24 protein-coding genes are annotated in these 26,258 nt (G+C 60.1%); 15 read left to right on the top strand and 9 right to left on the bottom strand.

Annotated features, from left to right (window positions below; all coding sequences use genetic code 11):
* Complete coding sequence (locus F8N21_RS07515; RefSeq protein WP_150641520.1) at nt 1-297, top strand: PTS transporter subunit EIIB; 297 nt, start codon at nt 1-3, stop codon at nt 295-297.
* A gap of 69 nt (nt 298-366) precedes the next feature.
* Here F8N21_RS07515 and F8N21_RS07510 read toward each other — a convergent pair whose 3' ends face one another.
* From F8N21_RS07510 to F8N21_RS07500, 3 genes are read right to left on the bottom strand one after another with little or no spacing between them, the layout of a single operon-like run.
* The gene (locus F8N21_RS07510) at nt 367-780 is read right to left on the bottom strand and encodes a DNA polymerase III subunit chi (protein WP_150641519.1); all 414 of its coding nucleotides are present in this window, start codon (nt 778-780) and stop codon (nt 367-369) included.
* A 7-nt stretch (nt 781-787) separates the two neighbouring features.
* Complete coding sequence (locus tag F8N21_RS07505; RefSeq protein ID WP_150641518.1) at nt 788-1,216, bottom strand: DNA polymerase III subunit chi; 429 nt, start codon at nt 1,214-1,216, stop codon at nt 788-790.
* 60 nt (nt 1,217-1,276) lie between these two features.
* A complete protein-coding gene (locus F8N21_RS07500) occupies nt 1,277-2,767 on the bottom strand; it encodes a leucyl aminopeptidase (RefSeq protein ID WP_150641517.1) in 1,491 nt (496 codons plus the stop codon).
* 316 nt (nt 2,768-3,083) lie between these two features.
* On the opposite strand from F8N21_RS07500, the gene lptF reads away from it, so the two are divergent.
* The 8 genes from lptF (at nt 3,084) to pdxJ (ending at nt 11,768) form a co-directional block, all read left to right on the top strand.
* On the top strand, nt 3,084-4,205 hold the full coding sequence (lptF, locus tag F8N21_RS07495) for an LPS export ABC transporter permease LptF (RefSeq protein ID WP_150641516.1): 1,122 nt from the start codon (nt 3,084-3,086) through the stop codon (nt 4,203-4,205).
* Nucleotides 4,198-5,259, top strand: a complete 1,062-nt coding sequence (gene lptG, locus F8N21_RS07490; protein ID WP_150641515.1) for an LPS export ABC transporter permease LptG — start codon at nt 4,198-4,200, stop codon at nt 5,257-5,259. The genes lptF and lptG overlap by 8 nt, the downstream gene beginning before the upstream one ends.
* Nucleotides 5,260-5,540: 281 nt before the next feature.
* The gene (gene lepA / locus F8N21_RS07485) at nt 5,541-7,340 is read left to right on the top strand and encodes a translation elongation factor 4 (protein WP_150641514.1); all 1,800 of its coding nucleotides are present in this window, start codon (nt 5,541-5,543) and stop codon (nt 7,338-7,340) included.
* A 5-nt stretch (nt 7,341-7,345) separates the two neighbouring features.
* Nucleotides 7,346-8,200 carry a signal peptidase I gene (gene lepB / locus F8N21_RS07480; protein WP_150641513.1) on the top strand — a complete coding sequence of 285 codons (855 nt, stop codon included), beginning with the start codon at nt 7,346-7,348 and terminating at the stop codon, nt 8,198-8,200.
* Between the two features lie 229 nt (nt 8,201-8,429).
* On the top strand, nt 8,430-9,119 hold the full coding sequence (gene rnc / locus F8N21_RS07475; RefSeq protein ID WP_150641512.1) for a ribonuclease III: 690 nt from the start codon (nt 8,430-8,432) through the stop codon (nt 9,117-9,119).
* Nucleotides 9,112-10,014: a GTPase Era gene (gene era, locus F8N21_RS07470; protein ID WP_150641511.1), complete on the top strand. Its 903-nt coding sequence runs from the start codon at nt 9,112-9,114 to the stop codon at nt 10,012-10,014. Before rnc ends, era begins: the two co-directional genes overlap by 8 nt.
* A gap of 227 nt (nt 10,015-10,241) precedes the next feature.
* On the top strand, nt 10,242-10,931 hold the full coding sequence (gene recO / locus F8N21_RS07465; RefSeq protein WP_150641510.1) for a DNA repair protein RecO: 690 nt from the start codon (nt 10,242-10,244) through the stop codon (nt 10,929-10,931).
* Nucleotides 10,932-11,021: 90 nt separating this feature from the next.
* Entirely contained in the window at nt 11,022-11,768 is a 747-nt protein-coding gene (pdxJ, locus tag F8N21_RS07460; protein WP_150641509.1) for a pyridoxine 5'-phosphate synthase, read from the top strand.
* A 119-nt stretch (nt 11,769-11,887) separates the two neighbouring features.
* Here pdxJ and mltF read toward each other — a convergent pair whose 3' ends face one another.
* On the bottom strand, nt 11,888-13,348 hold the full coding sequence (mltF, locus tag F8N21_RS07455; protein ID WP_150641508.1) for a membrane-bound lytic murein transglycosylase MltF: 1,461 nt from the start codon (nt 13,346-13,348) through the stop codon (nt 11,888-11,890).
* A gap of 286 nt (nt 13,349-13,634) precedes the next feature.
* Here mltF and purL point away from each other — a divergent pair, with 286 nt between their 5' ends.
* Together purL and F8N21_RS07445 are read left to right on the top strand one after the other, a co-directional pair.
* The gene (purL, locus tag F8N21_RS07450; RefSeq protein WP_150641507.1) at nt 13,635-17,531 is read left to right on the top strand and encodes a phosphoribosylformylglycinamidine synthase; all 3,897 of its coding nucleotides are present in this window, start codon (nt 13,635-13,637) and stop codon (nt 17,529-17,531) included.
* A 9-nt stretch (nt 17,532-17,540) separates the two neighbouring features.
* Complete coding sequence (locus F8N21_RS07445) at nt 17,541-17,852, top strand: YqfO family protein (RefSeq protein ID WP_150641506.1); 312 nt, start codon at nt 17,541-17,543, stop codon at nt 17,850-17,852.
* A gap of 129 nt (nt 17,853-17,981) precedes the next feature.
* Here F8N21_RS07445 and F8N21_RS07440 read toward each other — a convergent pair whose 3' ends face one another.
* Both F8N21_RS07440 and F8N21_RS07435 read right to left on the bottom strand, forming a co-directional pair.
* Nucleotides 17,982-18,485, bottom strand: a complete 504-nt coding sequence (locus F8N21_RS07440) for a L,D-transpeptidase family protein (RefSeq protein WP_150641505.1) — start codon at nt 18,483-18,485, stop codon at nt 17,982-17,984.
* Nucleotides 18,486-18,531: 46 nt separating this feature from the next.
* Complete coding sequence (locus tag F8N21_RS07435) at nt 18,532-19,083, bottom strand: NUDIX hydrolase (protein ID WP_150641504.1); 552 nt, start codon at nt 19,081-19,083, stop codon at nt 18,532-18,534.
* A gap of 147 nt (nt 19,084-19,230) precedes the next feature.
* Between F8N21_RS07435 and F8N21_RS07430 the strand changes: the two genes are divergently transcribed.
* The 4 genes from F8N21_RS07430 to purT all read left to right on the top strand — a co-directional run bounded on the left by F8N21_RS07430 (nt 19,231) and on the right by purT (nt 22,135).
* Complete coding sequence (locus F8N21_RS07430; RefSeq protein WP_150641503.1) at nt 19,231-19,830, top strand: CoA pyrophosphatase; 600 nt, start codon at nt 19,231-19,233, stop codon at nt 19,828-19,830.
* 53 nt (nt 19,831-19,883) lie between these two features.
* Nucleotides 19,884-20,408 (top strand): gamma carbonic anhydrase family protein, encoded by a 525-nt coding sequence (locus tag F8N21_RS07425; RefSeq protein ID WP_150641502.1) that lies wholly within the window; start codon nt 19,884-19,886, stop codon nt 20,406-20,408.
* Complete coding sequence (locus F8N21_RS07420) at nt 20,405-20,620, top strand: DUF1289 domain-containing protein (RefSeq protein WP_150641501.1); 216 nt, start codon at nt 20,405-20,407, stop codon at nt 20,618-20,620. Before F8N21_RS07425 ends, F8N21_RS07420 begins: the two co-directional genes overlap by 4 nt.
* 333 nt (nt 20,621-20,953) lie before the next feature.
* Complete coding sequence (gene purT, locus F8N21_RS07410) at nt 20,954-22,135, top strand: formate-dependent phosphoribosylglycinamide formyltransferase (RefSeq protein WP_150641500.1); 1,182 nt, start codon at nt 20,954-20,956, stop codon at nt 22,133-22,135.
* 104 nt (nt 22,136-22,239) lie between these two features.
* Here purT and F8N21_RS07405 read toward each other — a convergent pair whose 3' ends face one another.
* The 3 genes from F8N21_RS07405 to F8N21_RS07395 all read right to left on the bottom strand — a co-directional run bounded on the left by F8N21_RS07405 (nt 22,240) and on the right by F8N21_RS07395 (nt 26,064).
* Nucleotides 22,240-23,556: an MFS transporter gene (locus F8N21_RS07405; RefSeq protein WP_150641499.1), complete on the bottom strand. Its 1,317-nt coding sequence runs from the start codon at nt 23,554-23,556 to the stop codon at nt 22,240-22,242.
* Between the two features lie 441 nt (nt 23,557-23,997).
* Nucleotides 23,998-25,239: a CNNM domain-containing protein gene (locus tag F8N21_RS07400; RefSeq protein WP_150641498.1), complete on the bottom strand. Its 1,242-nt coding sequence runs from the start codon at nt 25,237-25,239 to the stop codon at nt 23,998-24,000.
* Nucleotides 25,240-25,251: 12 nt separating this feature from the next.
* The gene (locus F8N21_RS07395; protein WP_150641497.1) at nt 25,252-26,064 is read right to left on the bottom strand and encodes an inner membrane protein YpjD; all 813 of its coding nucleotides are present in this window, start codon (nt 26,062-26,064) and stop codon (nt 25,252-25,254) included.
* Between the last annotated feature and the right edge of the window lie 194 nt (nt 26,065-26,258).

The raw sequence follows: 26,258 nt of genomic DNA, 5'->3' as shown, positions 1-26,258 counted from the left end.
ATGTTCGAGAAATTACAGCGTGCGTTCTGGAAAGCCCTGACCCCGGATCTGGTGGTGGATCAGCCCAAAGCGCTGGCGCAGCCTGTCGAGGCGCCATCCCTGGAGCCTGGCATTGTGGCGGCACTGGGAGGGTTGAATAACCTCAAGTCGCAACAACGCCTCGCCCTGACGCGAGTGCGGGTGGAGCTGCACGATCAGGCACAAATAGACCCGCTGGCCCTGCGTGCGGCCGGTGTGCCGGGAGTGATGGTATTGGCGGGAGGGGTGGTGCATTTGCTGGTGGGGTTGCCGGCGTAATCGAACCGGATGGCCAGAGGGCAAGCCCCCTGGCCACGACCAACCGGTGTCACGCGTTCCTTTGCCGATTCAGGCCAGGTACTGGTTCAACAACCGATCCATTCGCGCGTCGAGGCGGCGTTTGATTTCGGTTTCGATGTGTGGCGCGAAGTCGTCGATCACATCTTGCATGATCAATTGGGCGGCGGCGCGCAGTTCGCTGTCCAGGTGCAGGAGGGCATCGGGACCTTTGGCGGCGACCGGTGCCGGGGCCGGCTGTGGTGCTGCGACCGGTTCTGGCGCCGCTTGCACGGGTGTAGCTTCCAGGCTTTCGGCAGGCGGTTTGCCGCCCACCATGTCGTACAGCATGGGGATCTGCACTTCGTTGGTAACCATTTCGGTCAGCAGCGGTGGTTGCATGTTGTCATCGCCGAGCAGTTGGCGGATCGACTCAAGGTCATCCAGCAGATGCGCGGACTTTTGCTGCGGGTTTGGAGTGTCCATCGGGTGCTCAGAATCGCTGTAGGCGGTGATCTTGCAGAGGATAGCCCTGTTCGCGGTAGAAACGGAAACTCTCCCGCGCGGCCTGACGAATAACAGGGTCTTCGACCACCACTTCTGCCACACGGGCGAAGCGCTGGGCAAATGCCGGGACTTTCAGGTCCAGATTGACCAGCAGATCCGAATGTGGCCCGGGATCTTCGCCAATACCCAGGACAATCAGCCCGTCGGGTTCGCTTTCGGCCAGACCGTGGGGCACGAAGCTCTCGCCCTTGAAACGCCACAAGCGCGCATCGAGATCGTCACGCTGGGCCGCATCGCTGCAATGCAGGTAGATCCGGTGCCCCATGCGCCAGGCTTTTTCGCTGAGTTTGCAGGCGAAGTCCAGGCGCGCGGAGGGATCGGCGCTGGGCAGAATATAGAAGTCGACTTTGGTCATTGCGGGTCCTGACGCCCGGCCTGCGTCATTCGCAGATGACACAGGCCGGGGTCTTCAGTTTCAGGCTTTGGCGCGGTCCAGCAAATACTGGATCAGCAGAGGAACCGGACGGCCAGTGGCGCCCTTGTCCTTGCCGCCGCTGGTCCAGGCAGTCCCGGCGATGTCCAGATGCGCCCAGTTGTATTGCTTGGTGAAGCGCGACAGGAAGCAGGCAGCGGTGATGGCGCCGGCTTTCGGGCCGCCGATGTTGGCGATGTCGGCGAATGGGCTGTCCAGCTGTTCCTGGTACTCATCGAACAGCGGCAGTTGCCAGGCGCGATCGTCAGCTTGAACACCTGCGCTCAGCAGTTGCCCGATCAGCTCGTCGTTGTTGCCCAGCAGGCCGGAGGTGTGAGCCCCCAGCGCGACCACGCAAGCACCGGTCAGGGTGGCGATGTCGATCACTGCCTGTGGCTTGAAGCGTTCGGCGTAGGTCAGGGCATCGCACAGCACCAGACGGCCTTCGGCGTCGGTGTTGAGGATTTCCACGGTCTGCCCGCTCATGGTGGTGACGATGTCGCCCGGACGCGCCGCGCCGCCGCTCGGCATGTTCTCGGCACAGGCCAGGATGCACACCAGATTGATCGGCAGCTTCAGTTCGAGCACCGCATGCAGGGTGCCGAATACGCTGGCCGAGCCGCCCATGTCGTACTTCATCTCGTCCATGCCGGCGCCAGGTTTGAGGCTGATGCCACCGGTGTCGAAGGTGATGCCTTTACCGACCAGCACGTAAGGCTTCTCGGATTTCTTGCCGCCCTGGTAGTTCATGACGATCAGGCGAGGCGGCTGATCGCTGCCCTGGCCAACAGCGTAGAAAGCGCCCATGCCCAGGTCCTTGATTTTCTTCTCGTCGTGGATCTCGACTTTCAGGCCTTTGTGCGCCTTGCCGAGGTTTTTCGCCTGTTCGGCGAGGAAGCTCGGGTGGCAGATGTTCGGCGGCAGGTTACCCAGGTCGCGGGTGAACGCCATGCCGCCGGCGATGGCCTGGGCGTGGGTCACGGCGCGTTCGACTTCGGCTTGCGCGGCCTTGATGGTCAGCAGGGTGATTTTCTTCAGGCTGCGCGGTTCGGTTTTCTGGCTCTTGAACTGCTCGAAAAGGTACTCGCCGTCCACCAGGGTTTCGGCCAGCAGGCGGGTCTTGCCGTAGCTGTCACGGCCTATGACGATCACCTCGTCCAGGGCCAGTACCGCGTCACTGCCGCCCAGACCTTTGAGGGTATTGAGCAGGCCGCTGATGATTTTGCGGAACGGGCGATCACCCAGTTCGGCGTCTTTACCGATGCCAACCAGCAGCACGCGTTCGGCTTTGAGGTTCGGCAGGCTGTGCAACAACAGGCTCTGGCCGACTTTGCCAGCCAGGTCGCCGCGCTTGAGGACTGCGCTGATGGCGCCGCCGCTGAGTTCGTCGAGTTGTTTGGCAACTGTGCCGAGCGTGCGGCCTTCGCCGACGGCGACTACCAGAGTGGCGGTCTTCAACGTTTCTGGGCTAACGCTTTTTACAACCAGTTCCATGTCCGGGTCCCTGAATAAATGGTCAACGTGCACAGCTCAAAGGAGTGCGCTTGGCTTATCTATATAAAGCTTGTTTATCAAAGGCGCCGGTACGTGCCAGCGACAAAGCCGCCAGTTTGAACCTCGTCGCCCGAGGCTGACAACCCTCCCATGAGTTGAACTTCGCCGCTTTACGCGCCAGCTTGAGCGTGCGCAGTGACAGGCGCACCCAATCACAGGATAATGCGCCATCTTTTTTCGGCGGCTGCTTCGCGGGCCGGTTCGAATACGTTTGCTTGTTTGGCCGCCTTAGCCTGACAACCCTGGAGTGTCTGGTTTGATCGTCTTCCGTTATCTGTCCCGCGAAGTCCTGTTGACCTTGAGCGCTGTCAGCGCCGTACTGCTGGTCATCATCATGAGCGGACGTTTCATCAAGTACCTGGCGCAGGCTGCATCGGGTGCGCTGGACCCGGGTTCGCTGTTCCTGATCATGGGTTTTCGCCTGCCAGGCTTCCTGCAGCTGATTCTGCCGTTGGGGCTGTTTCTCGGCATTCTGCTGGCTTACGGCCGGCTGTACCTTGAAAGCGAAATGACCGTGCTTTCGGCTACCGGCATGAGCCAGCAGCGTTTGCTCGGCATGACCCTGTTCCCGGCCACGCTGGTGGCACTGGTGGTGGCCTGGTTGAGCCTGAGCCTAGCGCCGCAAGGGGCGAATCAGTCCCAAATGCTGATCAACAAGCAGGACGCGCTGACCGAGTTCGATACCCTGATACCGGGGCGCTTTCAGTCGTTGCGCGATGGCACTCGTGTGACCTACACCGAGCAGCTGTCCGATGACCGCGCCAATCTGGGCAATGTATTCATTTCGCAAAAAAATACTTCCACTGACAAAAGCAAGGATCGCGGCATCTCTGTGCTGGTTGCCCAGAGCGGACGCCAGGAAATCCAGGACGACGGTAACCGTTATCTGATCCTCGAGAACGGTTATCGCTATGACGGTACTCCGGGGCATGCCGACTACCGCGTCATCAAGTACGACACCTATGGTGTGCTGCTGCCCAAGCCGGATGTCAGTGATGAAGTGACTGCGCGTGGTGCGATGTCGACCCGGGAGTTGCTGGCCAGCGATGACCTGAGTTCGAACACCGAACTGCAATGGCGGATTTCCCTGCCGCTGCTGGTCTTTATCGTGACCCTGATGGCGGTGCCCCTGTCGCGGGTCAATCCACGCCAGGGTCGATTCCTCAAGCTGCTTCCGGCAATTCTTCTATATATGGCCTATCTCACCATCCTGATCGCCGCCCGTGGTGCGCTGGAAAAAGGCAAGATTCCAGTGGCGCTGGGTTTGTGGTGGGTGCACGCGATCTTCCTGTCCATCGGTCTCGGACTGCTCTTCTGGGAGCCGCTGCGCTTGAAGCTGGCGAGTCGCCGCAGTGCGCTGGAGGTGGCCCGTGGATAAGCTCGATCGCTACATCGGTAGCAGCGTGTTCGTGGCCATTGTCGCGGTACTGGGGATTATTCTCGGCCTGGCGTCATTGTTTGCGTTCATCGACGAGATGGGTGACGTCAGCGATACCTACACCTTGCTCGATGTCTTGAGTTTCGTGTTGCTGACGGCGCCGCGGCGGGTCTACGACATGTTGCCGATGGCCGCCTTGATCGGCTGTCTGATCGGTCTGGGCAGCCTGGCCAGTGCCAGTGAACTGACCATCATGCGCGCTGCCGGGGTGTCCATCGGTCGGATCGTCTGGGCGGTGATGAAGCCGATGATGGTGCTGATGCTGGCAGGCGTGCTGGTCGGCGAGTACGTTGCCCCGGCCACGGAAAACATTGCGCAGGCCAATCGCTCCCTGGCTCAGGGCGGCGGTGAAGCGCAAAGCGCCAAGCATGGTTTGTGGCACCGTCAGGGCGAGGAGTTCATTCACGTCAACTCGGTGCAACCCAATGGTCTGCTCTACGGTGTAACCCGCTATCGCTTCGACGATCAGCGCCACATGCAGTCCTCGAGTTTCGCCAAGCGTGCGAAGTTCGACGAAGACCATTGGATGCTGACCGATGTCACCACCACCCTGTTTCATGATGGCAGCACCGAAGTCGTTACCTTGCCTGAAGAGCGCTGGGAAGTGGCTTTGAGCCCGCAATTGCTCAGTACCGTGGTGATGGCGCCGGAATCGTTGTCGATCAGCGGCCTGTGGAGTTACATCCACTATCTGGCCGACCAGGGCTTGAACAATGGCCGCTACTGGTTGGCATTTTGGGTCAAGGTGTTGCAACCGCTGGTCACCGCCGCACTGGTGCTGATGGCTATTTCGTTCATTTTCGGCCCGTTGCGCTCGGTGACCCTCGGTCAGCGAGTGTTCACCGGCGTGCTGGTGGGTTTCACCTTCCGAATTGCCCAGGATTTGCTGGGGCCGTCGAGCCTGGTATTCGGTTTCTCGCCGCTATTTGCGGTGCTGGTACCGGCCGGAATCTGCGCCCTGGCCGGGATCTGGCTGTTGCGACGAGCCGGTTGATAGCGGGTTCGCCCTGCATTGGCTGGAGAAAAACGCCCCTGTCGAAAGGCCGGGGCGTTTTTTATTGTAGAGCGTGAAAGCTCCTGTGCAGCTGACCTGTAAACGGGGTTGGGTTTACGACTGCTACGCAGTCGAACGCAGGCTTCGCCAGCTGCTACACAGTAGAACGCAGGCTTCGCCAGCTGCTACACAGGCAAACGTGACGCTGGCACTGTGGATCAGGTACAATTCCCGGCTATTTTTCGGCGGGCTATGCCTGCAGCCTTTTTGAGTGTTGATCCGTGAGTGATTTGAGTCATATCCGCAATTTCTCCATCATCGCCCACATTGACCATGGCAAGTCGACGCTGGCCGATCGCTTCATCCAGATGTGCGGCGGCCTTGCCGAGCGCGAAATGGAAGCCCAGGTACTGGACTCCATGGACCTCGAGCGTGAGCGCGGGATCACCATCAAGGCCCATAGCGTTACCCTGTATTACACCGCCAGAGATGGCATCAAGTACCAGCTGAACTTCATTGACACCCCTGGCCACGTCGACTTCACCTATGAAGTCAGCCGGTCGCTGGCGGCCTGTGAAGGTGCGTTGCTGGTGGTCGATGCCGGTCAGGGTGTTGAAGCGCAATCGGTTGCCAACTGCTACACGGCGATCGAGCAGGGCCTGGAAGTCATGCCTGTCCTGAACAAGATCGACCTGCCTCAGGCCGATCCGGATCGCGTAAAGGAAGAAATCGAAAAAATCATCGGTATCGATGCCACCGACGCGGTCGAGTGCAGCGCCAAGACCGGTCAGGGCGTCGACGAAGTGCTCGAACGCCTGGTTCACACTATTCCTGCGCCAACCGGCAACATCGAAGATCCGCTGCAAGCGTTGATCATCGATTCTTGGTTCGACAACTACCTGGGCGTTGTTTCCCTGGTACGTGTGCGCCACGGCCGTGTGAGGAAGGGCGACAAGATCCTGGTCAAATCCACCGGCAAGATCCACCTGGTGGACAGCGTCGGTGTATTCAACCCGAAACATTCCGCTACCGTTGACCTGAAAGCCGGTGAAGTAGGCTTCATCATTGCCGGTATCAAGGACATTCACGGTGCACCGGTCGGTGACACCCTGACCTTGAGCTCCACGCCGGACGTCGACGTGCTGCCAGGCTTCAAACGCATTCAGCCGCAGGTTTACGCCGGTCTGTTCCCGGTCAGCTCCGACGACTTCGAAGATTTCCGTGAAGCCCTGCAAAAACTCACGCTCAACGACTCGTCCCTGCAGTACACCCCGGAAAGCTCCGACGCCCTGGGCTTCGGCTTCCGTTGCGGGTTCCTCGGCATGCTGCACATGGAAATCATCCAGGAGCGCCTGGAGCGCGAGTACGACCTGGACCTGATCACCACGGCGCCGACGGTTATTTTCGAGCTGTTGCTGAAAACCGGGGAAACGATTTACGTCGACAACCCGTCGAAGCTTCCGGACCTGTCCACGATCGAAGACATGCGCGAGCCGATCGTGCGGGCCAATATTCTTGTGCCGCAAGAGCACCTGGGTAACGTCATTACCCTGTGCATCGAAAAGCGTGGCATACAGCACGACATGCTGTTCCTCGGTACTCAGGTCCAGGTGACCTACGATCTGCCGATGAACGAAGTGGTCCTGGACTTCTTCGACCGTCTGAAGTCCACCAGCCGCGGCTATGCTTCGCTGGATTACCACTTCGACCGTTATCAATCGGCTAATCTGGTGAAACTGGATGTGTTGATCAATGGTGACAAAGTCGACGCCCTGGCGCTGATCGTGCACAAGGACAATGCGCACTACAAAGGTCGCCAGTTGACCGAGAAGATGAAAGAACTGATTCCGCGGCAGATGTTCGATGTGGCAATCCAGGCCGCCATTGGCGGGCAGATCATTGCGCGGACTTCCGTCAAGGCTCTCAGAAAGAACGTATTGGCCAAATGCTACGGCGGTGACGTTAGCCGTAAGCGCAAGCTGTTGGAAAAGCAGAAGGCCGGTAAAAAACGCATGAAGCAGGTCGGTAACGTGGAAATTCCACAAGAAGCCTTCCTTGCTGTGCTCAGGTTGGATAGTTAGGTCCTATGTCACTAAATTTCCCGCTGTTGCTGGTCATCGCCGTGTTCGTCTGCGGCCTGTTGGCGTTGCTCGATCTGGTTTTCCTGGCGCCGCGTCGGCGTGACGCCATTGCCTCCTATCAGGGCAGCGTCAGCCAGCCTGATGGGGTGGTAGTCGAAAAACTGAACAAAGAGCCGCTGCTGGTCGAATACGGCAAGTCGTTCTTCCCAGTGTTGTTCATCGTGCTGGTGCTGCGTTCGTTCCTGGTGGAACCGTTCCAGATTCCTTCCGGCTCGATGAAGCCGACCCTGGACGTTGGCGATTTCATTCTGGTGAACAAGTTTTCTTACGGGATCCGCCTGCCGGTGCTCGACAGGAAAGTCATCGAAGTCGGTGAGCCGCAGCGTGGCGATGTGATGGTGTTCCGCTACCCAAGCGACCCGAACGTCAACTACATCAAGCGTGTGGTCGGCCTGCCAGGTGACCAGATTCGCTATACCAGCGACAAGCGACTGTTCGTCAACGGCCAGTCGGTCGCTGAGCAGATGGTGGGTTCCGAGCCAGGTACGCTGGGCAGTGCCGAGCTCTACAAGGAAAAACTCGGCGCTGCCGAGCACCTGATCCGCAAGGAAATGACTCGCTACCGTTCGCCGCCGGACCGTCAGTGGGTTGTGCCCGCCGGGCATTACTTCATGATGGGCGACAATCGCGACAACTCGAACGACAGCCGCTACTGGGATGACCCAAGTATTCCCAAGGATCTGCTAGGCATGGTTCCCGACAAGAATATTGTCGGCAAGGCCTTCGCGGTCTGGATGAGCTGGCCCGAACCAAAACTCAGCCACCTGCCGAATTTCTCGCGGGTTGGCCTGATCAAGTAATCACCCACGGCGCTGTTGAACACAGCGCCGAATGCTTTTCTGGGTCTTGTGGAATGCTTCATGGCAACGGCTTGCACCGCGGTCGATGAGCTTTACAGGGAAATTGCCAAAAGCATGCAGTCAACGATATTCAGGATGTGGATTTGAACACAGCGTTAATTGTCGAGGGCCGTCGGTGCCTCGCCCCTAGGGTGGTGAAATTCGACCACGAACTCAGCGTGGGTAAACCGTGAGCGTCTCTTTAAGCCGTCTCGAGCGTCAGCTCGGCTATACCTTCAAAGACCAGGAACTGATGATCCTGGCCCTGACTCACCGCAGTTTTGCCGGGCGCAACAATGAGCGCCTGGAATTCCTCGGTGATGCCATTCTCAACTTCGTCGCTGGGGAAGCTTTGTTCGATCGCTTCCCGCTCGCCCGCGAAGGTCAGCTGTCGCGGTTGCGAGCACGGTTGGTAAAAGGCGAAACCCTGGCCGTACTGGCTCGCGGTTTTGATCTGGGCGAGTACCTGCGACTGGGTTCCGGCGAGTTGAAGAGCGGCGGCTTTCGTCGTGAATCGATCCTCGCGGACGCCCTGGAAGCCCTGATCGGCGCCATCTACCTGGATGCTGGCATGGACATGGCGCGTGAGCGCGTGCTGGCCTGGCTGGCGTCCGAGTTCGAAGGCCTGACGCTGGTCGACACCAACAAAGATCCAAAGACCCGACTGCAAGAATTCCTGCAGTCGCGTGCCTGCGACCTGCCGCGTTACGAAGTGGTGGATATCCAGGGTGAACCGCATTGCCGGACGTTCTTCGTCGAATGCGAAATCACCTTACTGAACGAAAAAAGCCGAGGTCAGGGTGTGAGTCGTCGTATTGCCGAACAGGTAGCGGCCGCTGCAGCACTGATTGCCCTGGGCGTGGAGAATGGCCATGACTGATTCAACTGCAACTCGCTGTGGCTATGTCGCCATCGTCGGCCGCCCCAACGTGGGCAAGTCCACGCTGCTGAACCATATTCTCGGGCAGAAGCTGGCAATCACTTCGCGCAAGCCGCAGACCACTCGCCACAACATGCTCGGGATCAAGACCGAAGGCACCGTTCAGGCAGTCTATGTCGACACCCCCGGCATGCACAAAGGCGGCGAGAAGGCGCTGAACCGTTACATGAACAAGACCGCTTCGGCGGCGTTGAAAGACGTCGACGTGGTGATCTTCGTGGTTGACCGCACCCGCTGGACCGACGAAGACCAGATGGTGCTCGAGCGCGTTCAGTACGTGCAAGGCCCGGTGATCGTGGCATTGAACAAGACCGATCGGATCGAAGACAAAGCCGAACTGATGCCGCACCTGAGCTGGTTGCAAGAGCAGTTGCCGAACGCGCAGATCATGCCGATCTCGGCACAGCACGGCCACAACCTCGAAGCGCTGGAGCGGGTGATCGCCGGGCACCTGCCGGAAAACGAGCACTTCTTCCCCGAAGACCAGATCACCGACCGCAGCAGCCGCTTCCTCGCTGCAGAGCTGGTGCGGGAAAAAATCATGCGCCAGATGGGCGCTGAACTGCCATACCAGATCACCGTGGAAATCGAAGAGTTCAAGCAGCAGGGGAAAACCCTGCACATTCATGCGCTGATCCTCGTCGAACGTGATGGCCAGAAGAAGATCATCATTGGTGAGAAGGGCGAGCGGATCAAACGCATCGGCACCGAGGCGCGCAAGGATATGGAGCTGCTGTTCGACTCCAAAATCATGCTCAACCTGTGGGTCAAGGTCAAAGGCGGCTGGTCCGACGACGAACGCGCCCTGCGTTCGCTGGGTTATGGCGACCTCTGATCGCTTAATCCCGGTTATACAAAGATCCAATGTGGGAGCGGGCTTGCTGTGGCGAGGGGGCTTGCCCCCGTTCGGCTGCGAAGCAGTCGTAAAACCATTCCGCGCGGCGTACCTGATATAGCGCGGTGGCTGGTTTTAGGGCCGCTTCGCGACCCAGCGCGGGCAAGCCCGCTCGCCACAAAAGCCCGATCGCCAGGGTAATCCCTCTTCAGAGATATCCAGATCTCATGTCCCCAACCCCACCCATCGCCCACCCCGCCTACGTGTTGCACAGCCGGGCCTATCGCGAAAACAGCGCGCTGGTGGACTTCCTCACGCCTCAAGGGCGGCTGCGGGCGGTATTGCGTAGCGCGCGGGGCAAGGCCGGGACTCTGGCGCGGCCGTTCGTTGCGCTGGAAGTCGAGTTCCGTGGGCGCGGCGAGCTGAAAAACGTCGGACGGATGGAAAGCGCCGGCGTTTCCAATTGGCTCAACGGAGAGGCGCTGTTCAGCGGCCTCTATCTCAACGAACTGCTGATTCGCCTGTTGCCGGCCGAAGATCCGCACCCGGCGGTTTTCGATCACTACGCCGCGACGTTGCTGGCCCTGGCCGAAGGCCGTCCGCTCGAGCCATTGCTGCGGGCGTTCGAATGGCGACTGCTGGATGACCTCGGTTACGGCTTCGCGCTGGAGGCCGATATCCATGGCGATCCCATCGCGGCGGATGGCTTGTATCGTCTGCAGGTCGACGCCGGGCTTGAACGGGTCTACTTGCTGCAGCCGGGCCTGTTCAGTGGCACCGAGTTGCTGGCCATGGCTGAGGCCGACTGGACGGCCCCTGGCGCGCTCTCCGCTGCCAAGCGGCTGATGCGCCAGGCATTGGCCGTGCACCTCGGCGGCCGGCCATTGGTCAGTCGCGAGTTGTTTCGAAAGCCGTAACGATCCTGTGTCCGGTCTCGGAAACAGTTATTTTCGTGACCGGACACTATATGCTGTGCACCGAATCTTCCCTTCTTCAGGAGCGTTTCCGTGACCACCAGCAATCGCATTCTTCTTGGCGTCAACATCGACCACGTAGCCACCCTGCGTCAGGCCCGGGGCACTCGTTACCCTGATCCGGTCAAGGCCGCGCTGGATGCGGAAGAAGCGGGCGCTGACGGTATCACCGTGCATTTGCGTGAAGACCGCCGGCACATTCAGGAACGCGATGTGCTGCTGCTCAAGGACGTGCTGCAAACCCGCATGAACTTCGAAATGGGCGTCACCGAAGAAATGATGTCGTTCGCCGAGCGCATCCGTCCGGCCCATATCTGCCTGGTCCCGGAAACCCGTCAGGAGCTGACCACCGAAGGCGGTCTCGACGTCGCCGGGCAGGAAGCGCGGATCAAGGCCGCGGTAGAGCGCCTGAGTAAAATCGGTTGTGAGGTTTCGCTGTTCATCGATGCTGATGAGCGGCAGATCGAAGCGTCCAGAAGGGTCGGCGCGCCGGCGATTGAACTGCACACCGGCCGTTACGCCGATGCCCAGACCCCGAGCGAAGTCGCTGAAGAGTTGCAACGGGTGGCGGATGGCGTGGCCTTTGGTCTGGCTCAGGGCCTGATCGTCAATGCCGGCCATGGTCTGCATTACCACAACGTCGAAGCGGTCGCAGCGATCAAAGGCATCAATGAATTGAACATCGGCCACGCGCTGGTGGCCCATGCGCTGTTCGTCGGCTTCAAGTCGGCGGTGGCGCAGATGAAGGCGCTGATTCTGGCGGCTGCGGCAAAAGCCTAAGATCAAAAGATCGCAGCCTGCGGCAGCTCCTACAGGATTTGCATACACCCGTAATTTACGGGTGCACTCGGTCGGTGTAGGAGCTGCCGCAGGCTGCGATCTTTTGCAGGCGCCACGATTTAAAGCGGCGGGGTTTCCAGGTTCGGCTTGGTCTTGTCCACGCCAGGTACATGCAAGCTGCCCTCGGCCACCTGATTGCCCTCCAGCTGCGGCTGCGTGACCCAGGTCAGGATGTCGTAGTAACGACGGATGTTGGCGACAAAGTGCACGGGTTCGCCGCCGCGGGCATAACCATAACGGGTCTTGCTGTACCACTGCTTCTGCGACAGGCGCGGCAGCATCTTCTTCACGTCGAGCCACTTGTTCGGATTCAGGCCTTCTTTCTTGGCCATAATGCGCGCGTCATCGAGATGGCCGCCGCCGACGTTGTAGGCTGCCAGCGCAAACCAGGTGCGATCCGGTTCCGCGATCTTGTCGTCCAGCTGATCCTTTATGTAGGCCAGGTACTTGGCGCCACCCTTGATGCTCTGCCGGGCGTCCAGGCGGTTGGCCACGCCCATGGCCTGGGCGGTGTTCTGGGTCAGCATCATCAAGCCGCGAACGCCGGTCTTGGAGGTGACGGTGGCTTGCCATAACGATTCCTGGTAGCCGATGGCTGCCAACAGGCGCCAGTCGACTTGCTCTTCCTTGGCCGAGGCCTTGAAGTGCTTCTCGTACTTGGGCAAGCGTTGCTGCAAATGCTGGGCGAAGGTGTAGGCGCCGACATAGCCAAGTACATCCACGTGCCCGTAATAGCGGTCTTTCAAGCGTTGCAAGGTGTCGTTCTTCTGCACCTTGTCGAGGAACTCGTTGATCTCGTTGAGCAGGCTGTTGTCTTCGCCGGCGGCCACGGCCCAACTCTGTTTGTTGGCCTCACCCAGGTCGAAGGCGACTCGCACATTGGGGAAGTAAACCTGGTTCATTGCCAGTTCGTTGGAATCGACCAGGGTCAGATCAATCTGGCCTTCATCGACCATGCGCAGCAGATCGACCACTTCAACGTCGTCGGACTCTTCGTATTGAATGCCAGGATATTTCAGTTTCAGCGCCGCCAGCTGCTCGGCATGGGTGCTGCCCTTGAGCACCATGATCTTTTTGCCCGCCAGAGCAGCTGCGTTGGTCGGGCGTGACTGGCCATTGCGGTAGATGATTTGTGGCGTGACTTCCAGGTAACTATGGGAAAACCTGACGTGTTGCTTGCGTTTCTCGCTGCTGACCAGACCGGCAGCAGCCAGCACCGGGCCGTTGGGTTTGCCTAACTGACCGTAAAGGTCGTCAAGGTTGTCGGCAGTTTCGATCTTCAGTTCCACCCCCAGATCGTCGGCGAAACGTTTCACCAGCTCGTATTCGAAGCCGGTTTCGCCGTTGCGATCCTGGAAGTAGGTGGCGGGACTGTTACGGGTGATTACCCGCAGTACGCCGTCCTCCTTTACGCGCTCGAGTGTGCTGGGTTTATCAACACAGGCACCAAGCATCAGGAAGAGTCCGGTTGCGATGAGCCATTTGGCACAGCGCGGACGGAAAGCCATTTGGGAAAACATTTGCGCAGTATACGCAAAGGACCACGAGCGCCATATCTCGACAGCGAAGAGCAGGTCTGCTAGCGACTGAAAAACCCGCATTAAAGCCTCTGGAACAGACCTTTTGGCATGAAAGTGACGGTAAAAATAACCCGTGGCACGCGCATTGATGACCAACGGTTACAGGCCCCGGACCACCGGCCGACGTTCGGCCGAGGCCTGGTGTACCGTTTCGGGTGCTGTCGCGGGCGGTTTAGGCTAGAATGCACGGCCTCAAAGCACACCCCTTCCCGAGGCTGTCCCGAAGATGTTGATCCTGCGCGGCGCTCCTGCCCTTTCTGCCTTTCGCCACAGCAAACTCCTTGAGCAACTTTGCCGATGCGTCCCGGCTGTCAGTGGCTTGTATGCTGAATTCGCTCACTTCGCCGAAGTTAACGGCGTCCTGACCGGCGACGAACAGCAGGTGCTAGCGCGCCTTCTGAAGTACGGCCCAAGTGTTCCGGTACAAGAGCCGACCGGTCGGCTGTTCCTGGTGTTGCCGCGTTTCGGCACTATCTCGCCGTGGTCCAGTAAAGCGAGCGACATCGCCCGCAACTGCGGACTGAGCAAGATCCAGCGTCTGGAGCGCGGTATCGCGTTCTACGTTGCTGGCCAGTTCAGCGACGCGCGAGCGCAGCTGATTTCCGATGCCTTGCACGACCGCATGACCCAGATCGTCCTCGGCAGCCTGGAGCAGGCTGCCGGCTTGTTCAGCCACGCCGAGCCGAAGCCACTGACGGCTATCGACGTGTTGGGTGGCGGCCGCGCCGCGCTGGAAAAAGCCAACACCGAGCTGGGCCTGGCCCTGGCCGAAGACGAAATCGACTACCTGGTCAACGCTTTCGTCGGCTTGAAGCGCAACCCGCACGACATCGAACTGATGATGTTCGCCCAGGCGAACTCCGAGCACTGCCGTCACAAGATCTTCAACGCCAGTTGGGATATCGACGGTCAGAGCCAGGAAAAAAGCCTGTTCGGCATGATCAAGAACACCTACGTGATGCACAGCGAAGGCGTTCTGTCGGCTTATAAGGACAATGCTTCGGTGATCGTCGGCAACGTCGCCGGCCGTTTCTTCCCGGACCCTGAAACCCGCCAGTACGGCGCGGTGCAGGAACCGGTGCACATCCTGATGAAAGTCGAGACTCACAACCACCCGACCGCGATTGCCCCGTTCCCGGGCGCATCCACCGGTAGCGGCGGCGAGATTCGCGACGAAGGCGCTACCGGTCGTGGTGCCAAGCCGAAGGCTGGCCTGACCGGTTTCACCGTATCGAACTTGCAGATTCCGGGCTTCGAACAACCGTGGGAAGTGCCATACGGCAAGCCTGAGCGCATCGTCACCGCGCTGGACATCATGATCGAAGGCCCACTGGGTGGCGCCGCGTTCAACAACGAATTCGGTCGTCCGGCCCTGACCGGTTACTTCCGTACCTTCGAACAGTCGATCACCACCCCGCGTGGCGATGAAGTTCGCGGTTACCACAAGCCGATCATGCTGGCCGGCGGCATGGGTAACATCCGTGCCGAACACGTACAGAAAGGCGAGATCACCGTTGGCTCCAAGCTGATCGTGCTGGGCGGCCCGGCAATGCTGATCGGTCTGGGCGGCGGCGCAGCTTCCTCCATGGCCACCGGCACCAGCTCGGCGGACCTGGACTTCGCTTCGGTACAGCGCGAAAATCCTGAGATGGAACGTCGCTGCCAGGAAGTCATCGACCGTTGCTGGCAGTTGGGTGAACACAACCCGATCAGCTTCATCCACGATGTGGGTGCCGGCGGTCTGTCCAACGCCTTCCCGGAACTGGTCAATGACGGCAACCGTGGCGGTCGCTTCGAACTGCGCAACATTCCAAACGACGAGCCGGGCATGGCCCCGCACGAAATCTGGAGTAACGAATCCCAGGAACGCTACGTTCTGGCCGTAGGGCCTGCGGACTTCGAACGCTTCCAGGCAATCTGCGAGCGCGAGCGTTGCCCGTTTGCCGTGGTCGGCGAAGCCACAGCCGAGCCGCAGCTTACTGTCACGGATAGCCACTTCGGCAACAGCCCGGTGGACATGCCGCTGGAAGTGCTGCTGGGCAAGGCCCCGCGCATGCACCGTTCGGCCGTTCGCGAAAACGAACTGGGCGACGACTTCGATCCGTCGACGCTGGACATCGCCGAGTGTGTCGAGCGCGTTCTGCATCACCCGGCCGTGGCCAGCAAAAGCTTCCTGATCACCATCGGCGACCGGACCATCACCGGTCTGGTAGCCCGCGACCAGATGGTCGGCCCGTGGCAGGTTCCGGTGGCCGACGTTGCCGTCACCGCCACCAGCTTCGACGTTTACACCGGTGAAGCCATGGCCATGGGCGAGCGCACTCCGCTGGCCCTGCTGGACGCTCCGGCGTCGGGCCGCATGGCCATCGGCGAAACCCTGACCAATATCGCGGCTTCGCGCATCAACAAGATTTCCGACATCAAGCTGTCGGCCAACTGGATGTCCGCTGCCGGTCACCCGGGTGAAGATGCCCGTCTGTACGACACCGTGAAAGCGGTCGGCATGGAGTTGTGCCCTGAGCTGGGCATTACCATTCCGGTGGGCAAGGACTCGATGTCCATGGCCACCCGCTGGAACGACGAAGGCGTCGACAAGAGCGTGACTTCGCCGCTGTCCCTGATCGTGACTGGTTTCGCGCCAGTGGCTGACATCCGTCAGACCCTGACCCCGGAATTGCGCATGGACAAGGGCACCACCGACCTGATCCTGATCGATCTGGGTCGTGGCCAGAACCGCATGGGTGCCTCGATCCTGGCCCAGGTTCACGGCAAGCTCGGTTCGCAGGCGCCGGACGTCGATGACGCTGAAGACCTGAAAGCTTTCTTCGCGGTGATCCAGGGCCTCAACGCCGACGGTCACCTGCTGGCTTACCACGACCGTTCCGACGGTGGTCTGCTGACCAGCACCGTGGAAATGGCCTTCGCCGGCCATTGCGGTCTGGCGCTGAACCTCGACGGTCTGGCGGAAACCTCGGCCGACATTGCTGCGATCCTGTTCAACGAAGAGTTGGGCGCGGTGATCCAGGTTCGCCAGGACGCCACCCCGGACATCCTCGCGCAGTTCAGCGCTGCCGGCCTGGCCGATTGCGTGTCAGTGATCGGTCAGCCGCTCAACAATGGCGAAATCAGCATCACCTTCAACGGCGAAACCGTTTTCGAAGGCCAGCGTCGTCTGCTGCAGCGCCAGTGGGCCGAAACCAGCTACCAGATCCAGCGTCTGCGTGACAACGTCGAGTGTGCCGAGCAAGAGTTCGACGTGCTGCTGGAAGAAGACAACCCGGGCCTCAGCGTCAAGCTCAGCTACGACGTCAATCAGGACGTCGCGGCACCCTACATCAAGAAAGGCATTCGTCCTCAGGTGGCGGTACTGCGCGAGCAGGGCGTCAACGGTCAGGTGGAAATGGCTGCGGCGTTCGACCGTGCCGGCTTCAACGCGATCGACGTGCACATGAGTGACATCCTCGCCGGGCGTGTCGACCTGAACGAATTCAAAGGTCTTGTGGCGTGCGGTGGTTTCTCCTACGGCGACGTTCTTGGCGCCGGTGAGGGCTGGGCCAAGTCGGCGCTGTTCAACAGCCGCGCACGGGACGCCTTCCAAGGCTTCTTCGAGCGTAACGACAGCTTCACCCTCGGCGTGTGCAACGGTTGCCAGATGATGTCCAACCTGCACGAGCTGATCCCGGGCAGCGAGTTCTGGCCGCACTTCGTGCGTAACCGTTCCGAGCAGTTCGAGGCTCGTGTGGCAATGGTTCAGGTGCAGGAATCGAACTCGATCTTCCTGCAGGGCATGGCCGGTTCGCGCATGCCGATCGCCATCGCCCACGGTGAAGGCCATGCCGAATTCGAAAACGAAGAGGCACTGCTCGAAGCCGATCTGTCCGGTTGCGTGGCGATGCGTTTCGTCGACAACCACGGCAAGGTCACCGAAACCTACCCGGCCAACCCGAACGGCTCGCCGCGCGGGATCACCGGGCTGACCAGTCGTGACGGTCGAGTGACCATCATGATGCCGCACCCTGAGCGAGTGTTCCGCGCGGTGCAGAACTCCTGGCGCTCGGAAGACTGGAACGAAGACGCGCCATGGATGCGTATGTTCCGTAATGCTCGTGTTTGGGTTAACTAAAAGGCGACCATGTACAAGCTCAGCTTCTTTGTTCCTGCGAGCCATGTGGAAGTGGTCAAAAGCGCCGTATTCGCCGCCGGTGGCGGGCGGATCGGCGCTTACGACCAGTGCTCATGGCAGACGCTGGGCCAGGGCCAGTTTCGCCCGCTGGACGGCAGTCAGCCGTTTCTCGGGCAAACCGGCCTGGTCGAGCAGGTGGAAGAGTGGAAGGTTGAGCTGGTGGTGGCCAATGAGTTGATCCGCTCGGTGGTGATGGCGCTCAAGCAGAGCCATCCCTACGAGACGCCGGCTTACGAGGTATTGCGGTTGGAAGATTTCTGATCTTCCTGGCCGCAGAAATAAAAAACCCGCCGATAGTTCAGCGGGTTTTTTATTGGGCAGGATCTAATCGATGTGCACCGATTCCACGGTAGGAGCTGCCGATAGGCTGCGATCTTTTGATTTTTTCGATTACGGCCGAATTTCGATCATGGTGCCGTCCGGGACCAGGTTCCAGACTTCGCGCATGTCGATATTGCGCATGGCGATGCAGCCGTCGGTCCAGTCCAGGGTATGGAAGAGGTACTCGGGGTTGTCCTCTGTATCGGGAGTGCCGTGGATCATGATCATTCCGCCTGGCGCCACCCCTTCACGGCGCGCACGGGCCGCGTCGCTGATGTTCGGATAGGAGATGTGCATGGACAGGTTGAAACGGTCGCTGGTCTTGCGCCAGTCCACCCAATAGAAACCTTCCGGAGTGCGCTTGTCGCCTTCCATAAGCTTCGGTCCCCTGGGTTGCCTGCCCAGGGAGATACGATAGGACTTGAATGCCTTGCCGTCGTTGATCAGTTGCAGTTGATGGGCCGATTTGATGATCAGCACTTTTTCGATGAGCCTGCCGTCCAGGGGATCCGCTGTGGAGGCCTGGGATACCGCAATGAAAGACAGGCAGAAGAGGGCAAGCAACCAGCGCATTGAAACGATATCCCTAAGAGTACGAGGGGCCGCGTACGTTTTTTGTTTATGTGATCGCAGGTTGAGCGAGTGGTGGAATCGATTCGGACCGGACAGGGAAAACCTCTGTCTTTCGGTCAGCGTAGTAGCATTCTAATGTACGCCCGACTGTGCGGAAAGCCAGCTCGGACCAAGGGATGTCGGCTTCTTCGAAAAGTCGCACTTCCAGGCTCTCCTGGCCAACGGCAAAGTCCAGGTCCGCCAGCTCCGCGCGAAAGAACACATGCACCTGGCTGATATGCGGCACATCGATCAGGGTGTAGATGCTCAAATTGCGCACCCGCGCGCAGGCTTCCTCGAAGGTCTCGCGGATCGCCGCCTGCTCCACGGTTTCACCGTTCTCCATGAAGCCTGCCGGCAAGGTCCAGTAGCCGCGCCGCGGCTCGATGGCGCGGCGGCAAAGTAGCACCTGGGTGCCCCAGACAGGCAGGCAGCCGGCGACGATATTGGGGTTCTGGTAGTGGATGGTCTGGCAATGGTCGCAGACGAAACGCAGGCGTGAATCGCCTTCGGGTATGCGCTGGGTGACCGGGTTGCCGCAGTGGCTGCAAAAATTCATGCTGGGTTTCCGTGGATGCTGCGCCTATCTTGGCGTGAGAGGCCCGTTGACGGCAAGTTGTCGTTTAGCGACATACCGTGGATCGGGGGTTGGGCGCGTGATTTCTTTGGTGCATGATGCAAGGTAGCCAACAGATCGAGATGACTCATGCTGGACGAGCTGCTTCATCGTGTAAGCAACCACACCCCGCGAACGCTGGAGACCGACCGACGTTTCCCCGAAGCCGCGGTGCTGGTGCCGATCACCCGCAGTGACGAGCCGGAGCTGGTCCTGACCCTGCGTGCCAGCGGGCTTTCGACCCATGGTGGCGAGGTGGCTTTCCCGGGTGGGCGGCGCGATCCGGAAGACCCCGACCTGATCTTCACTGCATTGCGCGAAGCCGAAGAAGAAATCGGTCTGCCGCCGGGGCTGGTGGAGGTGATCGGGCCGCTCAGTCCGCTGATCTCATTGCACGGCATCAAGGTCACGCCTTACGTCGGAGTGATTCCCGATTACGTCGAGTACCTGGCCAATGACGCCGAGATTGCCGCGGTGTTCAGTGTACCCCTGGAGTTTTTCCGTCAGGACCCGCGCGAACATACCCATCGCATCGACTATCAGGGCCGAAGTTGGTACGTCCCCAGCTACCGTTTTGGGGAGTACAAGATCTGGGGCCTGACGGCGATCATGATCGTCGAATTGATCAATCTGCTCTACGACGCGAAAATCAGCCTGCACCACCCGCCGAAAACCTTTATCAATATTTGAAGCCATCGTTCGTATGGCAGAACCCGTGGCACCTGAGCCTTGAGGATAACTAGATGAAATACCGCCTGGGCGACGCCCGAGTCGAGACCCATCCGCAGAGCTGGGTCGCACCCAACGCCACACTGGTGGGCAAGGTCAAACTGGAGGAGGGCGCCAACGTCTGGTTCAACGCCGTGCTGCGCGGTGACAACGAGCTGATCCTGATTGGCAAGAACAGTAATGTGCAGGATGGCACTGTCATGCACACCGACATGGGCTACCCACTGACCATCGGCACAGGTGTAACCATCGGCCATAACGCCATGTTGCACGGCTGCACTGTCGGCGATTACAGTTTGATCGGCATTAATGCGGTGATCCTCAACGGGGCGAAAATCGGCAAGAACTGCATCATCGGCGCCAACTCGCTGATCGGCGAAGGCAAGGAAATCCCCGACGGTTCGCTGGTGATGGGCTCGCCGGGCAAGGTGGTGCGCGAGTTGACCGAAGCACAGAAAAAAATGCTCGAAGCCAGCGCTGCGCACTATGTGCACAACTCCCAGCGTTATGCCCGGGATCTGGTCGAGCAGGAAGAATGAACACGAAAGAACGACCTGTAGCTTCGCCTTGCGTGAACATTTGCGCGTTGGATGATGACGACATTTGCACCGGGTGCCAGCGCACCGTCGATGAAATCACCCGCTGGAGCCGGATGGATAATGAGGAGCGCCGGGAAGTTTTGGGGTTATGCCATGAAAGGGCCAAATCGAGTGGGCTGGTGTGGATGCTGGGTAAAACACCGAACCCGTAGCAGCTGGCGTAGCCTGCGTTCGGCTGCGCAGCAGTCGCGAATTCTGCTTGCATGGTGTGTCTGGAATACCGCGGTGCCTGATTCTACGACTGCTTCGCAGCCGAACGCAGCCTCGCAGCCTCGGCAGCTGCTACGCGAGCCGAACGCAGCCTTCGGCAGCTGCTACGGTCGCATTTGCGTTTGGCTCCTCTGCCATAGCCTGGCGGCTGCTCAAGAACCCGCTGCCAGGCTGAAGCCAAACCGCCCGGTTCATGTAAAATGCCGCGCTTTCTCCCCATGGGAAGCGCGCCTGGCGTAGCTACCCTCGATGATCCGCTCCTTTGAGGACCTGAGATGACCCGTATCGGAACTCCATTGTCGCCAACCGCGACCCGCGTTTTGCTGTGTGGTAGCGGTGAGCTGGGCAAGGAAGTGGTAATCGAGCTGCAACGCCTGGGCGTTGAAGTGATCGCTGTGGATCGCTACGCCAACGCGCCGGCCATGCAAGTGGCCCATCGCAGTCATGTGATCGACATGCTCGACGGCGCGGCGCTGCGTGCGGTGATCGAGGCGGAGAAGCCGCACTTCATCGTGCCGGAAATCGAAGCCATCGCCACCGCTACCCTGGTAGAGCTTGAGGCTGAAGGCTTTACCGTGATTCCGACCGCCCGTGCCGCTCAGCTGACGATGAACCGCGAAGGTATACGGCGTCTGGCCGCTGAAGAGCTGGACCTGCCGACCTCGCCATACCACTTTGCCGACACCGTCGAAGATTATCGCAAGGCGGTCGAGGACCTGGGCTTCCCATGCGTGGTCAAGCCGGTGATGAGTTCCTCGGGTAAAGGCCAGAGCCTGCTGCGCAGCGTCGATGACGTGCAGAAGGCCTGGGACTATGCACAAGAAGGCGGTCGTGCCGGTAAAGGTCGGGTGATCATCGAAGGGTTTATCGACTTCGATTACGAAATCACTCTGCTGACGGTGCGGCATATCGGCGGTACTACCTTCTGCGCGCCGGTCGGTCACCGTCAGGAAAAAGGCGATTATCAGGAATCCTGGCAGCCGCAGGCCATGAGTCCGATTGCCCTGGCGGAATCCGAGCGGGTTGCCAAAGCGGTGACTGAAGCCTTGGGTGGCCGGGGTCTGTTCGGCGTCGAGTTGTTCATCAAGGGCGATCAGGTGTGGTTCAGCGAAGTTTCGCCGCGTCCCCATGATACCGGTCTGGTGACTCTGATTTCTCAGGACCTGTCGCAGTTCGCCCTGCATGCGCGGGCGATCCTCGGGTTGCCGATTCCATTGATCCGTCAGTTTGGTCCATCGGCTTCGGCGGTGATTCTGGTGGAAGGGCAGTCGACCCAGACCGCTTTCGCCAACCTGGGCGCGGCATTGAGCGAGCCGGATACGGCGTTGCGTCTGTTTGGCAAGCCTGAGGTTAATGGTCAGCGTCGGATGGGTGTTGCGTTGGCCCGTGACGAGTCGATCGAAACTGCTCGCGCGAAAGCGACTCGTGCCTCTCAAGCCGTCGTGGTAGAGCTGTAACCGAGTCGCGGCCATCGCGAGCAAGCTCGCTCCCACAGGGGGCCGCGTTCTGTCAGAAAGAATGCGGTCCAATGTGGGAGCGAGCTTGCTCGCGATTCGATCTATCAGGCGATTCGATTCAAATCGTTATCCCTGGTCTCTTTCAAGCACAGCACAGCAATCAAGCTGAGCACCGCTGCACCCGAAACATACCCGCCCACCCAGCTCAAACCGCCCATCGCCACCAGCTTCTGGGCAAAGAACGGTGCCGCCGATGCGCCGACTATGCCGCCCAGGTTGTAGGCTGCCGATGCGCCGGTATAGCGTACGTGAGTTGGAAACAGCTCTGGCAGCAGCGCCCCCATCGGCGCAAAGGTTACGCCCATCAGAAACAGTTCGATGCACAGGAACAGCGCCACGCCCCAGGTCGAGCCTTGGGTCAACAGCGGTTCCATCAAGAATCCGGACAGAATCGCCAGCACGCCGCCGATGATCAGCACCGGTTTGCGCCCGAATCGGTCACTGGCCCAGGCCGACAACGGCGTAGCGGCGGCCATGAACAGTACGGCGAAACACAGCAGAGCGAGGAAGGTTTCGCGAGTGTAGCCGAGCGTCGACACGCCATAGCTCAGCGAAAACACCGTCGAGATATAGAACAACGCGTAGCACACCACCATCGACCCGGCACCCAGCAGCATCGGCGCCCAGTATTGACTGAACAGTTCGACCAGCGGGATCTTCACCCGCTCCTGACGAGCCATGGCGTTGGCGAATACCGGGGTTTCGTGGAGCTTGAGACGTACATAGAGGCCGACCATCACCAATGCCGCGCTGAGCAGGAACGGGATCCGCCAGCCCCATGAACGGAATTGCTCATCGTTCAGAGTCATGGCCAGGGTCAGAAATAGCCCGTTGGCGGCAAGAAAGCCGATCGATGGGCCAAGCTGCGGAAACATGCCGAACCAGGCCCGCTTGCCCTTGGGGGCGTTTTCGGTGGCCAGCAGCGCCGCGCCGCCCCACTCACCGCCCAAGCCAAGTCCCTGACCGAAGCGCAGCACGCACAGCAGGATCGGTGCCCAGGCGCCAATGCTGTCGTAGCCGGGCAATACACCGATCAGCGTGGTGCAGACGCCCATCAATAGCAAAGACGCGACCAGCGTCGATTTACGCCCGATGCGATCGCCGAAATGACCGAACAGCGCTGAACCCAGGGGGCGGGCCAGAAAGGCAATACCGAACGTCAGGAAGGCCGACAGCATCTGCGCCGTGCCGGAGGTCTGCGGGAAGAACACCGGGCCGATGACCAGTGCCGCCGCCGTGGCATAGACGTAGAAGTCGTAGAACTCGATGGCGGTGCCGATAAAGCTGGCGGTGGCCACGCGGGTTGCGGAATTTGTCGGTTGGGCAGGCGCGGCGTCGTTATAGGTACTGGTAGTAGTCATGCGGTTATCCCTGACAGTCATGAGCTGGAACGAATTATTATGGTCGAACACCCAGGGATGTGGGTTTGGCGCGGGCGCGACTCGAGGTCGGAGTCGGCACCGGACAGGTGCGGGCAGTGCGGGGCCGGATGCCGCTGAGTGCGGGTAGCACGCGGTCTGGCGGGGCTGGGTAAGCGCTTGGATTATAGGAAGGGAGCTATCGATCAAACAAGGGGTATATCGATCAGCAAAAGGCTGGCGCTGACCTCATGTGGCGAGGGAGCTGGCTGTGGCGAGGGGGCTTGCCCCCGCTGGGGCGCGCAGCGGCCCTAGAACCTGCTGACTCGTTGTATCAGGAACATCGCGTGCACCGACTTTACGACTGCTTCGCAGCCGAGCGGGGGCAAGCCCCCTCGCCACAGAGCTTCCTCACCACAAGTATGAGTCTGGCCCGGGATGGGATTACGCGGTGGCCGGCACCAGGCTGTTATGCCAGATCAGCACCCGGCTGACCCGGTTGTCTTCGGTTTCGAGGATTTCCAGGCGATAGCGACCGATCTTCAGGCAGACCGCGCTCTCCGGGATGGTTTCCAGCGCTTCGGTGACCAGTCCGTTGAGGGTTTTCGGGCCGTCGCTGGGCAGGTGCCAGCCGAGACTCTTGTTCAGCTCGCGGATCGATGCGGCACCGTCGATCATCAGTCGGCCGTCGGGCTGGGGGTGGATATGCGGATTGTCGAGGCTTTGCTGGCTTTCGAACTCGCCGACGATTTCTTCGAGAATGTCTTCCAGAGTAACGATGCCCAGCACTTCACCATACTCGTCGACCACCATGCCCAGGCGTCGCTGCTGTTTGTGGAAGTTGAGCAATTGCAGCTGCAACGGGGTGCTTTCCGGAACGAAGTAAGGTTCGTGGCAGGCGGCCAGCAGGGCATCCTTGGTCAGGCTCGCGTCGATCAGCAAATGGCGGATCTGGCGGGTATTGAGCACCGCCTCGACCTGATTGATATCGCTGTGGAACACCGGCAGACGGGTGCGGTTGGAGTTCTTCAGCTGTTCGACGATCTCTTCGATCGGGTCGTCCAGATTGATCCCGTCGACTTCACTGCGCGGTACCAGGATGTCATTGACCGTGATGTTGTCCAGCGCATGAATACCTGACAGCAGGTGCGGGCGGAAGGCGGCCTGCTCATGGTCCGGTCCATGGTCACGGGTTGGCGCTGGCTCGTCCTCGCTCTGTTTGACGCTGGAGGGTTTGGCGTTGAGCGGGCGCAGGAATAATTGAGCGATGGCGTTGAGCAGCCATGCGGCGGGATAGAGAATCTTCAGCGGCACGCTGAGCAGATTATTGCCCAGCCCCAGAATCGCTTCAGGATACCGCGTGGCCAGGGTGCGCGGCAGGTAGTCGGCAAAGACCAGCAGGGCGCAGGTGGCGCTCAGACAGGCCAGCCACGGTCCGTTGTCCTGCCAGTAACTCAGGGCCAGCAAGGTGCCGATGATCACTGTGAGCACCCGGCACAGGGTATTGCACAGAATCAGGCTTTCACGGGGGAAACTCAGCCTGGCCAACGGCTTGTCGCTCGAGCGCGAGGCGGTGCGCTGGGCCAGCAGATGCTGTTGGGCGATTTCGATGGCGGTAAACAGCCCTGACCATAAAATCAGCAGGGCCAGTACAGCGAGCAGTGGCCCCAGGGGCAAGTTGTCCATGATCACTGCCCGTCAGACATGCAGGATGTATTCGCGGACCAGCTTGCTGCCGAAATACGCCAGCATCAGCAGGCAGAAACCGGCAAGGGTCCAGCGAATGGCCTTGTGTCCGCGCCAGCCGAGGCGGTTGCGGCCCCACAGCAGCACGCTGAAGACGATCCAGGCCAGGCATGCAAGGAGGGTTTTGTGTACCAGGTGTTGGGCAAACAGGTTCTCGACGAACAGCCAGCCGGAAATCAGCGACAGCGACAGCAGTGTCCAGCCGGCCCAGAGGAAGCCGAACAACAGGCTTTCCATGGTTTGCAATGGCGGGAAGTTCTTGATCAGCCCGGAAGGATGCTTGTGCTTGAGTCGGTGATCCTGGATCAGCAGCAGCAAGGCCTGGAACATCGCAATGGTGAACATGCCATAGGCCAGGATCGATAGCAGGATGTGCGCCAGGATTCCCGGCGCCTCATCGATCACCTGCACCGTGCCCGACGGTGCGAACTGCGCCAGCAACACCGTGGCCAGCCCCAGTGGGAACAGCAATAACAGCAGATTCTCCACCGGGATCCGCGAGCAGGCCACCAGCGTCAGCGCGATCACCGCGACGGCAATCAGGCTGGCAGCGCTGAAAAAGTCCAGGCCCAGGCCGATCGGCGTCATCAGGTGGGTGAAAAGACTGGCGCTATGGGCCAACACGGCGAGGACGCCGAGCGTGACCAGCAGGCGTTTGTTCGCCTTGGCGCCCATAGCCAGACGAGAGCCTTGATAGAGGGTCGCAGCGGCATATAAGCAGGCGGCGGCGAGAGTGGTTAGCAAACTGGGTGACAAGGGGAGCATAAATCCTGTTAGGCAAGCCCGAAAGGCACTGAGTTTGGCATAGAACCCACATGACACGAAAGACCACAGAACCAGACAGCGAGGTGTCCGCCAGCCCCAGTCTTCGCTATAATCCGCGACCTGCCCACGCCGCAGGCTCGCCGAGCACATGTTTTTCACGGGCTGGGCCGCCATTACCTCGGTCTACTATAGGG

Source organism: Pseudomonas fluorescens (assembly GCF_902497895.1).
Classification (GTDB): Bacteria; Pseudomonadota; Gammaproteobacteria; order Pseudomonadales; family Pseudomonadaceae; genus Aquipseudomonas; species Aquipseudomonas fluorescens_BP.
This window is presented reverse-complemented; position numbering and strand designations above follow the sequence as displayed.